Here is a 13,386-nt window from a genome sequence, read left to right as displayed (position 1 = left end):
GCCTGCCCCGCCCCGACTCACCCCCGACCCCAACGTCGCAAGGGGTGGCGGCAGGCCCCAGCCGCTCCGCGCTCCCGAACAATCACAACGCCCGCAGAGAGACCGCATCCATGACCCAGCCCATCGTCATCGCCGGCAGCGGCCTTGCCGGATACAACCTGGCGCGCGAATTCCGCAAGCTCGACCGCGACACGCCGCTGATGATCCTGAGCCGTGACGCGGCCGGCTTCTACTCCAAACCGATGCTTTCCAACGCACTCTCGGCTAACAAGACCGCCGAGAGCCTCGTCATGAAGTCCGCCGAGAAGATGGCCGGTGAAGTGCTGGCGACGATTCGCCCCCACGTCGAGATCGCGTCCATCGAAACGGCAAACCGCGTCGCGGTGCTGACCAGCGGCGAACGCATCGCCTACCGCGATCTCGTCCTCGCCATCGGCGCGGATCCCATCCGCCTGCCCATCGCCGGCGACGGTGCGGCGGACATCCTCTCCGTGAACGACCTCGACGATTTTTCCCGCTTCGCCGCGCGGCTCGACGGCGCGAAGCGCATCGTCGTCCTCGGCGCGGGCCTGATCGGCTGCGAGTTCGCCAACGACATGCTCGCCCGCGGCATCGCCCCCACCGTCATCGACATCGCCGCGTGGCCGCTCGGCCGCCTGCTACCCGAAGCCGCGGCCGCCTGGTTCCGCCAGCAACTGGAAGCGGCCGGCGTCGGCTTCCGCATGAAGGTCTCGGCCACCACCGTGGAAAGGAACGGCAACGCCTACCGCGTCACCCTCGACGACGGCAGCATCCTCGACGCCGATCTCGTGCTCTCCGCCGTCGGCCTGCGCCCGCGCACCGCGCTCGCTGCGGCTGCCGGGTTGACCGTGAATCGCGGCGTCCGCGTCGACCGCCGGCTCGCCACGTCCGACGCGCACATCCACGCACTCGGCGACTGCGCCGAGGTCGAAGGCCTGGTCCTGCCCTTCGTGATGCCGATCATGCACCAGGCGCGCGCGCTCGCCGCCACGCTGGCCGGCAAGCCGACGCCGCTCGCCTACCCCGCGATGCCCGTCGTCGTCAAGACCCCTGCCTGCCCGACCGTCGTCTGCCCCCCGGCCGCGAATGCCGAAGGTCGCTGGCACATCGAACCCGCAGCGGACGGCGAGGCGGGCGTCGAAGCACGGTTCCTTGCCCCCGACGGCACGCTGCTCGGCTTCGCCCTGCTCGGCGCAGCCACTGCCCGCAAACAGGCGCTCACGGCACTCGCCCCCGCCGCGCTCGCCTGACACGGCGGGCGCCCCAGGGGAATTGCATGGAGGCGCTTTTCGCCAGTTTGTCTCACGCAGCGCCTGGAAGCACAGATCCGTAGGGCGGGTGGAGCCGAAGGCGTATCCCGCCATGCGGCACCTGGGCCGCTTCCGCCCCCAGGACTGGCGAAATACGCTGCGCTCCTCCCGCCCTGCACCGGTTCTGCGATTAACCCGGCAAACTCGCGCCCCCGCGAAGCCTCCTCGCTTCGGGTTACAATCGTCTCCTTTGCTGCACTGCGGAGCGCGCCATGCCTGTCGCCAATACGGACAACCTCAACATCGTCGCCCTTGATCACATGCCCTCGCCCGAGGAGATCAAGGCACGCGTCCCGCTGACCGAGAAAGCCGCCGAGACGGTTCTGGCCGGTCGCCGGGCGCTTAACAAAATCCTGGACCGCAAGGACAACCGGATCTTCGTCGTCGTCGGTCCGTGCTCGATCCACGACCCGGTCGCCGGCGTCGACTATGCCCGCCGCCTGAAGGCGCTCGCCGACGAAGTCTCCGAGACCATGCTGATCGTCATGCGCGTGTATTTCGAAAAGCCGCGCACCTCGACGGGCTGGAAGGGCTACATCAACGACCCCTACATGGACGACTCCTTCCGCATCGACGAAGGCATGGAGAAGGCGCGTCGCTTCCTCATGGATGTGAACGAGATCGGCCTGCCCGCCGGCACCGAGGCGCTCGACCCGATCGCGCCGCAGTACTACGGCGACCTCATCTCCTGGACCGCAATCGGCGCCCGCACCTCGGAGTCGCAGACCCATCGCGAGATGTCCTCCGGACTATCGACCCCGGTCGGATTCAAGAACGCCACTGACGGCGACCTCGACGTCGCGATCAATGCCATCGTCTCGGCCTCGCATCCGCACAGTTTCCTCGGCATCAACGGCCAGGGCCAGTCGGCCATCCTGCGCACGCGCGGCAACCGCTACGGCCACGTCGTGCTGCGCGGCGGCGGCGGCCGCCCGAACTACGACACCGTGTCGATCTCGCTCGCCGAACAGGCCCTCGCCAAGGCCAAGCTGCCGCAGAACATCGTCGTCGACTGCTCGCACGCCAACTCGTGGAAGAAGCCCGAATTGCAGCCGCTGGTGATGAAGGATGTCATCCACCAGATCCGCGAAGGCAACCAGTCGGTCGTCGGCCTCATGATCGAGAGCTTCATCGAAGCCGGCAACCAGCCGATTCCCGTCGATCTGTCGCAACTCAAGTACGGCTGTTCGGTCACCGACGCCTGCGTCGGCTGGGACGACACCGCCGAGACGATTCGCAAGGCCCACGCCGTCCTGCGCGACGCGCTGCAACGCCGGAGCCGCGCCGAATGAATCTAGTCGTGCAGGGCGATGACGTCGATTCGGTCGCCCTGAAAACCGTCGCAAAGCTCACCGGCGCCAGCGCCATCGAACAGATCAACCCGCAGGCCTTCCGCCTCGTCGGCGCGCATGAGCATGGAGAAGTCGAAGCGGTATGCGCCACCGCCGCGCTCGACTGGACCTGGGTCGAGCCCGGGCGCCGGCTGGCCGACTTCGGCCTCTTCGTCACCGACATGGACTCGACCCTGATCAACATCGAGTGCATCGACGAGATCGCCGACATGCAGGGTCTCAAGGCAGAAGTGGCCACGATCACCGAGGCTGCGATGCGTGGGGAGATCGACTTCACCGAGTCGCTCACGCGCCGCGTGAGCCTGCTTGCCGGCCTGCCCGAATCCGCGCTGACCGAAGTGTACGAGCAGCGCCTGCAGCTCAACCCCGGCGCCGAACGCCTGATGCGCGGCCTCAAGTCGGCCGGCATCCACACCGTGCTCGTGTCGGGCGGCTTCACCTATTTCACCGAACGCCTCAAGGCCCGCCTCGGCTTCGACGAAGCCCACGCCAACCAGCTCGAAGTCGTCGAGGGCAAGCTTACGGGGCGCGTCAGCGGCCCGGTCGTGGATGGCGCAGCCAAGGCTGCCCACCTGCGCGCCGCGCGCGAACGCCTCGGCCTGCGGCCGGATCAGGTCATCGCCGCCGGCGACGGCGCGAACGACCTGCCGATGCTCACCGAAGCGGGCTTCGGCGTCGCGTTCCGTGCCAAACCGGTGCTGCGCAAGGCGGCGGACTGCCGCCTCGACCACGTCGGTCTCGACGGCCTGCTCAACCTGTTCGCGTAGCACACACCGTGGGAGCGGCTTCAGCCGCGAATGGGCCGTGCAGTCTGCGATAGCCCGATTCGCGGCTGAAGCCGCTCCCACATGACCGCTCACACTGCGACGCTCCGTATCAACCACCCTCCAGATGCGCGAGGATCGCATTGAGCATCGCCGCCCCCAACCGCTTGCTGCGCGCACTGCTCCACCCCGCATGGCCGTCGGGCATGTTCGCGTTGTCCTTGAACGGCATCTCCAGCGTCAGCGAGACGCATCCGAAGCGGTGCGCCACCCATTTGCTCGCCAGCGTCAGCAGCTCCTCGCCGAAACGCCCCGGCTTGTAGCCGTGCTCGGTCTGAAAATCGGGGCTCGCCGCCGAAAGGGCCGCGACCATCCGTGACTGCCGCGCTGCCGCCTCGGCGGTGAAACCCGGCACCTCTTCCGCGGTAGAGAAGAACACGTAGGGCAGCGCCTCGTCGCCGTGGATGTCGAGGAACAGGTCGCAGCCCGTCGCCTCCATCGCGTTCCGCACGTGGAAGACCTCCGGGCTCGCCTGCTCGTCGGGCGTGCGCCATTCGCGGTTCAGGTTGCGCCCCGCCGCGTTCGTACGCAGGTTGCCGTGGATCGCCCCGTCCGGGTTCATGTTCGGCACGATGTTGAGCACCGCCTTTTCGCGAATCCGGCGCGCGACCGGGTCCGCCGCATCCAGCAGGCGCTCCAGCAGACCTTCGATGAACCACTCGGCCATCGTCTCGCCCGGATGCTGGCGAGCGAGGATCCACACCGGCCGGTGTGCCGGCGATTCCCGCCCCACGACGATGCGGTCGAGCTCCCGCCCTTCGACCGTCGATCCGACGCTGTCGACATGGGCGAAGGGCGAAGTCTCCGCCCAACCGACGAGATCGAGATGGCGCTCGTAGGAATACGGCTCGAAATACGCGTAATACACGCTGTCGTGTGCCGGCGTGTGCTCGACGATCAGCTGGCCGTCCTCGTAGCGTGTCGCCGCGACGCGAAACCAGTTGCGCCGGTCGTAGGACGCGACGCAGCGGTACTCCGGCCAGCCGTCCGGGTACGCCGCCTCTGCGGCATTCTCGAACACCATGCGCAGACTCTGCCCGGCCGCGCCCTGGACGCGGAAGTGGAACCACTGGCGAAACTCCGCCGCATTGTCCGCGCGCAGGCGCAGGCGGATGTCCTCCGGGTCGTCGAGGCTCAGGACCTCGATCGCGCCCGAGTCGAAGCTGTGGCTGATCTTCATGTCCGCCCCCTCACTCGACGCGCCGGCGGAACACCAGCGTGTCCTTGTCGGACGCCTCCGGCGCGAACGCATAGCCATCCAGGTCGAACCCCTTCAGCCCCTCGACGTCCTCGACGCGATTGCGGATCGCATAGCGGCACATCAGGCCGCGCGCACGCTTCGCGTAGAAGCTGATGATCTTGTAGCGTCCGCCCTTCCAGTCCTCGAACACCGGCGTCACGACCGGCGCCGACAACTTCGCCGGCATCACCGACTTGAAGTACTCCTCGGACGCCAGATTGACCAGCACCGGCACCGCCCCCGCCTCGCGCTCCTGCGCGAGCAGGCCGTTGAGCGCCACGGTCAGCTTGTCGCCCCAGAAGGCATAGAGGTTCTTCCCGCGCGCCGTCGCGAGCCGCGTGCCCATCTCCAGACGATAGGCCTGCATCAGGTCCAGCGGCCGCAGCAGGCCGTACAGGCCCGACAGGATGCGCAGATGCTCCTGAGCCCATTTGAGCTCTGCTGCCGACAGCGTCGTCGCGTCGAGCCCGTCATAGACGTCGCCGTTGAACGCCAGCACCGCCTGCTTCGCGTTCGCGAGCGAGAACGGCGGCGCCCAGGTCTCATAGCGCGCCACGTTGAGCGTCGCGAGCTGGTCGGAGATATCCATCAGGGCAGAAACCTCGGCAGGCGACTTCTCGCGCATCACCGCGATCAGTTCGGCCGCATCCGCGAGGTAGTCAGGCTGCGTATGCACTTGCGTCACCGGCGGCGTTTCATAGTCGAGCGCCTTGGCCGGGGAAATCACGAAAATCATGGGAAAGGTTTCTTCGGATTGGGGATGCCACATGTTAGCAAATCGCACACGCAGTGCCGGAGCGGGTTTGACAGGAAACCCCGGTTGCGCGACATTTCCCGGTTGCACGCCGCCGGAAGCCCTGATGCACGTCCCCTCCCCGCTCGACCGATCCCTGCTCGACCGCTCCCTCAAGTCCGTCTGGCACCCCTGCACGCAGATGAAGCAGCACGAAAATCTGCCGCTGGTGCCCATCGTGCGCGGCGAAGGCCCGTGGCTAATCGATGCGGACGGAAGGAGGCTGCTCGACGGCATCAGCTCCTGGTGGGTGAACCTCTTCGGCCACTGCAACCCGCGCATCAACGCGGCCCTGCGCGACCAGCTCGAGCGCCTCGAACACGTGATGCTCGCCGGCTTCACGCATGAACCGGTGGTCCAGCTCTCCGAGCGCCTCGCCGCCCTCACCGGCCACCGCCTAGGCCACGCCTTCTACGCCTCGGACGGCGCCTCCGCGACCGAGATCGCGCTGAAGATGAGCGCCCATTACTGGCGCAATGTCGGCCGCCCGGAAAAATCGCGCTTCGTCAGCCTCGCCGGCAGCTACCACGGCGAGACGGTCGGTGCGCTCGCCGTCACCGACGTCGCGATCTTCCGCGACGCCTACGCCCCGCTGGTGCGCCCCGGCAGCATCGTGCCCACGCCCGACGCCCGCCTAGCCGAGCCCGGCGAATCGGCGGCCGACGTCGCCCGCCGCGCCGCGGCCGCCCTCGAAGCGCACCTTGCCGAACACCACGCCGAAACCGCCGCGCTGATCGTCGAACCGCTCGTGCAGGGCGCCTCCGGCATGGTCATGTACGACCCCGAATACCTGCGCCTCGCCCGCGCGCTGTGCGACCGCTACGCGGTGCACCTCGTCGCCGACGAGATCGCGGTCGGCTGCGGCCGCACCGGCACCTTCTTCGCGTGCGAGCAGGCCGGCATCTGGCCCGACTTCATCTGCCTGTCGAAAGGCATCTCCGGCGGCTACCTGCCGCTGTCGCTGGTGCTCGCGACCGACACCATCTACGCCGCCTTTTACGACGACGCGACGACGCGTGGCTTCCTGCACTCGCACTCCTACACCGGCAACCCGCTCGCCTGCCGCGCGGCGCTCGCGACGCTCGACATCTTCGAACAGGACGACGTCCTCGCCGCCAACCGCGGCCTCGCCCAACGCCTGGGCGACGCGGTCCGCGCCCGCTTCGGCGATCATCCGGCGGTCAGCCACCTGCGCCAGCGCGGCATGATCCTCGCGTTCGACGTCGCAAGCGAGCGCCCGGACTTCTCGCGCCGCTTCTTCTCGGCCGCGCTCGAACACGGCGTACTGCTGCGCCCGATCGGCAACACCGTGTATTTCATGCCGCCCTACGTGCTCGACGACGGCCACGTCGCCCACCTCGTCGCCGGGGCCGCCACCGCGCTCGCCGAAGCCCTCGCCTGATACCCATGTTGCTCGATTCGCTGAAGGCCGACCTGGCCGAACTCGATGCCCAGTCCCTGCGTCGCGTGCGCCGCAGCCTCGACACCCCCTGCGGCCCACACGCGCGCGTCGACGGCCGCGACATGCTCGCCTTCTGCAGCAACGACTACCTCGGCCTCGCCGCCGAACCCGAACTCGCCGCTGCGCTCAAGGCCGGGGCCGACCGCTGGGGCAGCGGCTCGGGCGCCTCGCATCTGGTCAGCGGCCACTACACCGTGCACGACGAACTCGAACGCCGGCTCGCCGCCTTCGTCGGCTGCGAGCGCGCGCTCTACCTGTCGACCGGCTTCATGGCCAATTCCGGCGTGATCCCCGCCCTCGTCGGCCGCGGCGACGCGATCTTCGCCGACCGCCTGAACCACGCCTCGCTCGTCGACGGCGCGCTGCTCTCGCGTGCCGACCTGCACCGCTACCCGCACGCCGACCTCGGCGCACTCGAACGCGCGCTCACCACTAGCACTGCGAAGCGCAAGCTCATCGTCACCGACTCCGTGTTCAGCATGGACGGCGACGTCGCACCGCTCGCCGGACTGCTGGAGCTGGCCGATCGCTTCGATGCGTGGCTGATGGTCGACGACGCCCACGGCTTCGGCGTCCTCGGCCCGGACGGCCGTGGTGCACTGCGCGAAGCGGGCCTCGCGTCGTGGCGCCTCGTCTATATCGGTACCCTCGGCAAGGCCGCCGGCGTCTCCGGCGCCTTCATCGCCGGCCACGGCGACGTCGTCGAATGGCTGATGCAGAAGGCCCGAACCTACATCTTCACGACCGGCGCGCCGCCCGCCCTCGCGACGGCCCTGCTCAAGAGCCTGGATCTCATCGAGCACGGCGACACGCGCCGGGTGCATCTCGCCACCCTGATAGAACATCTCCGCACCGGACTGCAACTGCGGCGCTGGCAACTGATGCCCTCGCGCACCCCGATCCAGCCGGTTGTGATCGGCGACAACGCCGAAACGCTCGCCGCCGCCCGCGCGCTGTGGGACGCCGGCCTGTGGGTCCCGGCGATCCGCCCGCCCACCGTCCCGCAAGGCAGCGCCCGCCTGCGCATCTCGCTCACCGCCGCGCACACCCATCAGGACGTCGAGCGCCTCGTCGCCGCGCTGAACGACCTGGAGCACAGCGCTTGAGCGCCCTGCCGCTGGTCCTGCTGCACGGCTGGGGCCTGACCCCGAGCGTCTGGCGCGGCCTGCGCGAAGCCCTTCCGTCGCGCGCCGTCACCCTCGCGCCCGCCCTGCCCGGTCACGGCAACGCGCTCCCGGCGCCCTCCGCCGATCTCGCGGCGTGGAGCGACGCACTGCTTCCCGCCCTGCCGGACCGCGCCGCGCTGTGCGGCTGGTCGCTCGGCGGCCTGATCGCGCTCGACCTCGCTCGCCGCCATCCCGAACGGGTCGCACGCCTGATCCTGATCGGCAGCACGCCCCGCTTCGTCGCCCGCAGCGATGACGGCCCGTGGCCACACGGCCTCGACGCGGCAACCGTCGCTGCCTTCAACGCGAACTTCGCAACCGATCCCGCCGGCACGCAGAAGAAATTCGTCGCACTGCAGTCGCTTGGCGACGCACGCCGGAGGGCCGTTGCGGGAGAACTCGCGGCCGCCCTCGCCGACACCGGTCCCGAGCGCGCCCCGAGCCTCTCCAGCGGGCTGGAAGTCCTCGCGAACACCGACCTGCGCGCCTTCATCCCGGAGATCCGCCAACCCGCACAGCTGATCCACGGCGCAAGCGATGCACTGATGCCGCTCGCCGCAGCGGAATGGCTCGCGCAGCAACTCCCCGACGCACGGCTCGCAATCTTCGACGACTGCGGCCACGCCCCCTTCCTGTCACGTCCGGACGAATGCGCCGCACTCATCGCGGGAAGCCTCGATGACTGAGCGCCGTCGCCACAAGCAGCAGGTACGCAAGGCCTTCGACAGCGCCGCCGACAGCTACGATCGCGCAGCCGCCGTGCAGCGCGAGGTCTGCCATCGCCTGGCCACCCTCGCAGCGACCACGCCCCCGTCCGGATCCGTGTCCCGCATCCTCGATGCCGGCTGCGGCACCGGCTTCGGCCTGGACCTGATCGCGCGAGCCCAGCCGGACGCCCACATCGTCGCGCTCGACTTCGCCCCAGCCATGCTCGCGCGCGTGCGCCAGAACAGCTCCGCCTCAACGATTTCACCGCTGTGCGCCGATTTGGAAGCACTGCCCCTCGCCGCCGGCAGCCTGGATGCGGCCTGGTCCAGCCTCGCACTCCAATGGTGCGACCCCGCACTCTCCCTCGCCCAAATCGCCCATGCACTGCGCCCCGGTGGCGTCGCCTGGATCGCCACCCTCGGCCCGGCCACGCTGTGGGAGCTGCGCGAAGCCTTCGCACGCGTCGACGAGGCGAGCCACGTGATCCGCTTCCACCCGCCGGCCCACTGGATCGCCGCCGCGGAGAAAGCCGGCCTGACGGCCGTCGCCAGCGACCTGGAGCCCGCCTACGCCCTGGCGCCCGACCTGCGCGGCCTCCTGCGCGACATCAAGGCGATCGGCGCCCACAGCGTCGGCGAACAACGGCGCCGCAAACCCCTCGGCCGCGCCGCATGGCGCACGCTGGAAGCCGCCTACGAAACGCACCGCCGGCCCGACGGCCAGCTGCCCGCCACCTACGACCTTATCCTGCTAGCCCTCAGGAAACAGGAGTCCGACCATGACTGAGCGCCGCGCCTGGTTCCTCACCGGCACCGACACCGAAATCGGCAAGACCTTCGTCACCTGCGCGCTGCTACACGCCGCACGCGCCGCCGGCCACCAGGCGGTCGGGATGAAGCCCATCGCCGCCGGCGCCGACCTCGTCGATGGCGAGCGTGTGAACGAAGACGCCGCCCGCATCCGCGCCGCCGGCAGCTTCGATCCGGGCCTGCAGCTGCTGAACCCCTATTGCCTGACGAGCCCCATCGCCCCGCACATCGCCGCCGCGGAGGAAGGCGTCAGGCTCGAACCCGCACGCATCCTGCGCGCCTTCGAGGAGCTCGCCGTACGTGCCGATGTTGTCATCGTCGAAGGTGTCGGCGGCTTCCGTGTCCCGCTCGACGAACGCTACGACACCGCTGACCTCGCCGTGGACTTCGCGCTGCCCGTGATCCTCGTCGTCGGCATGCGCCTGGGCTGCATCAATCACGCCCTGTTGACGGTCGAGGCGCTGGCTGCCCGCGGCCTGCAGCTCGCCGGCTGGATCGCGAACCGCGTCGATCCCGCGATGCTGCGTTTCGATGAAAACCTCGCTGCGCTGAAAGCGAGGATTCCCGCCCCTCTGTTGGGAGTTGTCCCACACTTCGCGGATGGCGATCCAGCGAAGGCGAGCGACGCACTGCGCCTGCCGGACTGATACCGCGCCGCAGTACCCGACTACGCGCGCCCGTCCGCACGCCGCTGGCGCACCTGCTCGAACAGACAGATCGCAGCCGCCGCCCCGACATTCAGCGACTCCACCGCCCCCGGCATCGGAATCACGACCAGTCCGTTCGCCAGCGCCGCAACCTCATCAGACAGTCCCTGCCCTTCCGCCCCGAACAGCCACGCGACCGGCCCGCGCAGGTCGCAGTCGTAGAGCTCCCGCGCCCCCGCACCGAGCCCCGTCGCGAGGATCTGCCCCGGATAGCCGCGCAGCGCCTCGCCGACCTGCACATGCTCATGAATATTCAGGCAGAAGTGCCCTCCCATCCCGGCGCGCAGCACGCGCGGCGACCACGCCTGTGCACAGCCGGGCGTAAGCAGGACCTCCTTCAGCCCCGCAGCCGCAGCCGTTCTGAGAATCGTGCCGAGATTTCCCGCGTCCTGCACGCCATCGAGGACGAGCACCGATTCCCGCAGCCCCTTCGGCATCCGCGCATGGGGAATGTCGATCACCGCCAGGATGCCCGACGGTGAATCCACCGGGCTCACATGCGCGAACAACGGATCGGTGAGCTGCAGCGCTGGCAGAGCACCACAGCGTGCGATGATCGCGCCGATCTCGGGCCGTTGCAGCCCCTGCTCGCTCACCGCGATCTCGCGCAGCGGCCAGCCCGCATCGAGCGCCGCCTGAACCAGATGGGCGCCATCCAGCAGGGTCGATCCACTGCTGCGGCGCTCGCGCGCCGAGGTCGCGAGCGCGTGCAGGCGCTTCACATTGGCGTTGTCACGGGAGGAGATCGCTTTCAAGCCGGCACCGAAAAACCGCGCGTCTCAGACGCCCAGCCCCAAGGTCGCGATCGCCACCGTCACCGCACCGAGCACGATGTTGAATCCGACCCGTTGCCGGATCTGGTTGAGCGCCACCGCGCCCGCCGCCCATTCCTCGCACGCCACGGCCGCGCGCAGGCGCCGCCATGGGCCGAACCAGATGGACAGGAACACCGCAATCATCACCAGCCCCGTCAGCATCATCGCGTGCCAGGCGCGTGGCGCATTGCCGAACCCGACCTCGATCAGCCTGCCGATACCGGTCACCGGGAGCAGCACGATCGCCCCCCACACCATCGGGAAGAAGCGCTCGAACACGCCCACCCACAAGGGCAGGCGCTGCGACGGCGGCAGCGCGGTCGCAGCCGGCCGCAGGCACAGGTACGCGAAGGCCATGCCACCCACCCACACGATCACGCTGGCCAGATGGAGGAAGAGCACCAGATGTCGAAGTGTCACAGCAAGGTCCCCGCAGGCCAGAGTTCGGGATTGTCGATCAGCGCCCGCACAGGACCGAAACTGCGCCGATAGCAGCCGATCACCCCGTGCTGCCGCAAGGCAGCCAGATGCGCCGCGGTCGGATAGCCCTTGTGGGCCGCGAAGCCATACTGCGGGAAGGCCGCATCCAGCTCCAGCATCTGCGCGTCGCGCACGGTCTTGGCAAGGATCGAGGCGGCTGCGATCGCCGGCACCGTCGCATCGCCCTTCACCACCGCCTCGCACGGAACATTCAACTTCGGGCAACGGTTGCCGTCGACGCGCACCAGATCGGGCGCCCGCCCCAGCGCTGCGACGGCCCGCTGCATCGCGAGCATCGTCGCATGCAGGATGTTGAGCCGATCGATCTCCTCCACCGTCGCCTCCGCCACCGCCCAGGCCAGCGCCCGCTCGCGGATCACCGGCGCCAATCGATCGCGCGCACGTTCGCTGAGCTTCTTCGAATCGTTGAGCCCCTCGATCGGCCGCGCCGGATCGAGGATCACCGCCGCGGCGACCACCGAACCGGCGAGCGGCCCGCGCCCCGCCTCATCGACGCCGCAGATCAGGCCGGTTGCCGGGACGGATTCCATTCTGGCGTCCTGTTGAGGTAGGGAAGGATCGCCGCCGCCGCCTTCTCGGCGGTGTTCTGGCGGAGTTGCCGGTGCAGCGCGTTGAAACGCTCGGCGAGCTGCGCACAGCCGTCGGGATCGCCGAGCCAGCGTTCGAGCGCGTCCGCCAGCGCCACCGGCGTCGCATCGTCCTGCAACAGCTCGGGCACCACGGTCTCGTTGCACAGGATGTTCGGCAGGCCCACCCACGGCAGATAGGCCATACGCTTCATCAGCCGGTACTGCCACTTGCCGATGCGGTAGCTGATGACCATTGGCCGCTTCAGCAGTGCCGCTTCGAGGCTCGCCGTGCCGCTCGCGACGAGCACTACGTCGGCCGCCGTCATCGCCTCCACCGAATGCCCGAACAGCATGCGGATCGGCAGCTCCCCTGCCTGCGCGCTGCACAGCGCCGCGGCGAACAGCTCGCGCGTCTCGCGCGTCGCCAGCGGAACGACGAAGGACAGCTCCGGGTGGCGTTCAAGCAGGATCTTCGCCGTTTCGATATAGGTCGGTGCCAGATTCCGCACCTCGGACTGCCGGCTGCCTGGCAGCAGGGCAATCACCCGCCCCTCGGCCGGCAAGCCCAGGAGTTCGCGCGCCTGCGCGCGATCCGGATGCAGCGGGAACGCGTCCGCCAGCGGATGGCCGACATAGCTGACCGGAACACCTGCCCGCTCGTACAGCGCCGGCTCGAACGGGAAGAGGCACAGCATGTGCGACACCGAACGCGCGATGCCCTTGATCCGCCCGCCGCGCCATGCCCAGATCGACGGACTGACGAAATGGATCGCCGGCATGCCCGCGGCGCGGACCTTCCCCTCCAGCCAGAGGTTGAAGTCGGGTGCGTCGACACCGATGAAGGCGTCGGGCCGCTCGGCCTTCACCTGCTTCAGCAGCGTCCTGCGTATCCCCGAGAGTTCGCGATAGCGCTTCAGCGCATCGACATAGCCATGCACCGCGAGCAACTCGCACGGCCAGCGCGCATCGAAGCCCTCGGCCTGCATCTTCGGCCCGCCGATGCCGAAGAATTCCGCATCGGGGATCTTGTGCCGGATCGCCCGGATCAGGTGACTCGCGAGCAGGTCTCCCGAAGCCTCGCCCGCCACCATCGCAATGCGGATTGCCAT

14 protein-coding genes are annotated in these 13,386 nt (G+C 68.9%); 8 read left to right on the top strand and 6 right to left on the bottom strand.

Going from position 1 to position 13,386, the window contains the following annotated elements; genetic code table 11:
• The first annotated feature begins 110 nt into the window (after positions 1–110).
• The 3 genes from U5817_RS09185 (at position 111) to serB (ending at position 3,450) form a co-directional block, all read left to right on the top strand.
• Positions 111–1,271: an NAD(P)/FAD-dependent oxidoreductase gene (locus U5817_RS09185; protein ID WP_169130903.1), complete on the top strand. Its 1,161-nt coding sequence runs from the start codon at positions 111–113 to the stop codon at positions 1,269–1,271.
• A gap of 272 nt (positions 1,272–1,543) precedes the next feature.
• On the top strand, positions 1,544–2,623 hold the full coding sequence (locus U5817_RS09180; RefSeq protein WP_407280521.1) for a 3-deoxy-7-phosphoheptulonate synthase: 1,080 nt from the start codon (positions 1,544–1,546) through the stop codon (positions 2,621–2,623).
• On the top strand, positions 2,620–3,450 hold the full coding sequence (serB, locus tag U5817_RS09175) for a phosphoserine phosphatase SerB (RefSeq protein ID WP_407280520.1): 831 nt from the start codon (positions 2,620–2,622) through the stop codon (positions 3,448–3,450). Before U5817_RS09180 ends, serB begins: the two co-directional genes overlap by 4 nt.
• A 109-nt stretch (positions 3,451–3,559) precedes the next feature.
• Here the strand turns inward: serB and U5817_RS09170 are convergent, their stop codons facing one another.
• Both U5817_RS09170 and yaaA read right to left on the bottom strand, forming a co-directional pair.
• On the bottom strand, positions 3,560–4,687 hold the full coding sequence (locus U5817_RS09170) for a M14-type cytosolic carboxypeptidase (protein ID WP_407280519.1): 1,128 nt from the start codon (positions 4,685–4,687) through the stop codon (positions 3,560–3,562).
• A gap of 10 nt (positions 4,688–4,697) precedes the next feature.
• Positions 4,698–5,483, bottom strand: coding sequence for a peroxide stress protein YaaA (gene yaaA / locus U5817_RS09165; protein ID WP_407280518.1), 786 nt, complete (start codon positions 5,481–5,483; stop codon positions 4,698–4,700).
• Between the two features lie 124 nt (positions 5,484–5,607).
• Here yaaA and bioA point away from each other — a divergent pair, with 124 nt between their 5' ends.
• From bioA to bioD, 5 genes are read left to right on the top strand one after another with little or no spacing between them, the layout of a single operon-like run.
• Positions 5,608–6,942, top strand: coding sequence for an adenosylmethionine--8-amino-7-oxononanoate transaminase (gene bioA, locus U5817_RS09160; protein ID WP_169130913.1), 1,335 nt, complete (start codon positions 5,608–5,610; stop codon positions 6,940–6,942).
• Positions 6,943–6,947: 5 nt separating this feature from the next.
• Positions 6,948–8,108 (top strand): 8-amino-7-oxononanoate synthase, encoded by a 1,161-nt coding sequence (bioF, locus tag U5817_RS09155; protein WP_407280517.1) that lies wholly within the window; start codon positions 6,948–6,950, stop codon positions 8,106–8,108.
• On the top strand, positions 8,105–8,854 hold the full coding sequence (locus U5817_RS09150) for an alpha/beta fold hydrolase (protein WP_169130917.1): 750 nt from the start codon (positions 8,105–8,107) through the stop codon (positions 8,852–8,854). The genes bioF and U5817_RS09150 overlap by 4 nt, the downstream gene beginning before the upstream one ends.
• Positions 8,847–9,662, top strand: coding sequence for a methyltransferase domain-containing protein (locus U5817_RS09145; RefSeq protein WP_407280516.1), 816 nt, complete (start codon positions 8,847–8,849; stop codon positions 9,660–9,662). Before U5817_RS09150 ends, U5817_RS09145 begins: the two co-directional genes overlap by 8 nt.
• Entirely contained in the window at positions 9,655–10,332 is a 678-nt protein-coding gene (gene bioD, locus U5817_RS09140; RefSeq protein WP_169130921.1) for a dethiobiotin synthase, read from the top strand. Before U5817_RS09145 ends, bioD begins: the two co-directional genes overlap by 8 nt.
• Before the next feature lie 20 nt (positions 10,333–10,352).
• Here bioD and U5817_RS09135 read toward each other — a convergent pair whose 3' ends face one another.
• From U5817_RS09135 to lpxB, 4 genes are read right to left on the bottom strand one after another with little or no spacing between them, the layout of a single operon-like run.
• Entirely contained in the window at positions 10,353–11,147 is a 795-nt protein-coding gene (locus U5817_RS09135; RefSeq protein ID WP_169130923.1) for an RNA methyltransferase, read from the bottom strand.
• A 24-nt stretch (positions 11,148–11,171) separates the two neighbouring features.
• On the bottom strand, positions 11,172–11,627 hold the full coding sequence (locus tag U5817_RS09130) for a CopD family protein (protein WP_169130925.1): 456 nt from the start codon (positions 11,625–11,627) through the stop codon (positions 11,172–11,174).
• Complete coding sequence (gene rnhB, locus U5817_RS09125) at positions 11,624–12,238, bottom strand: ribonuclease HII (protein WP_407280515.1); 615 nt, start codon at positions 12,236–12,238, stop codon at positions 11,624–11,626. Before rnhB ends, U5817_RS09130 begins: the two co-directional genes overlap by 4 nt.
• Positions 12,211–13,386 (bottom strand): lipid-A-disaccharide synthase, encoded by a 1,176-nt coding sequence (gene lpxB / locus U5817_RS09120; protein WP_407280514.1) that lies wholly within the window; start codon positions 13,384–13,386, stop codon positions 12,211–12,213. The genes rnhB and lpxB overlap by 28 nt, the downstream gene beginning before the upstream one ends.

The organism is Aromatoleum evansii (assembly GCF_045689615.1).
In the GTDB taxonomy this organism is placed as follows: Bacteria; Pseudomonadota; Gammaproteobacteria; order Burkholderiales; family Rhodocyclaceae; genus Aromatoleum; species Aromatoleum evansii.
This window is presented reverse-complemented; position numbering and strand designations above follow the sequence as displayed.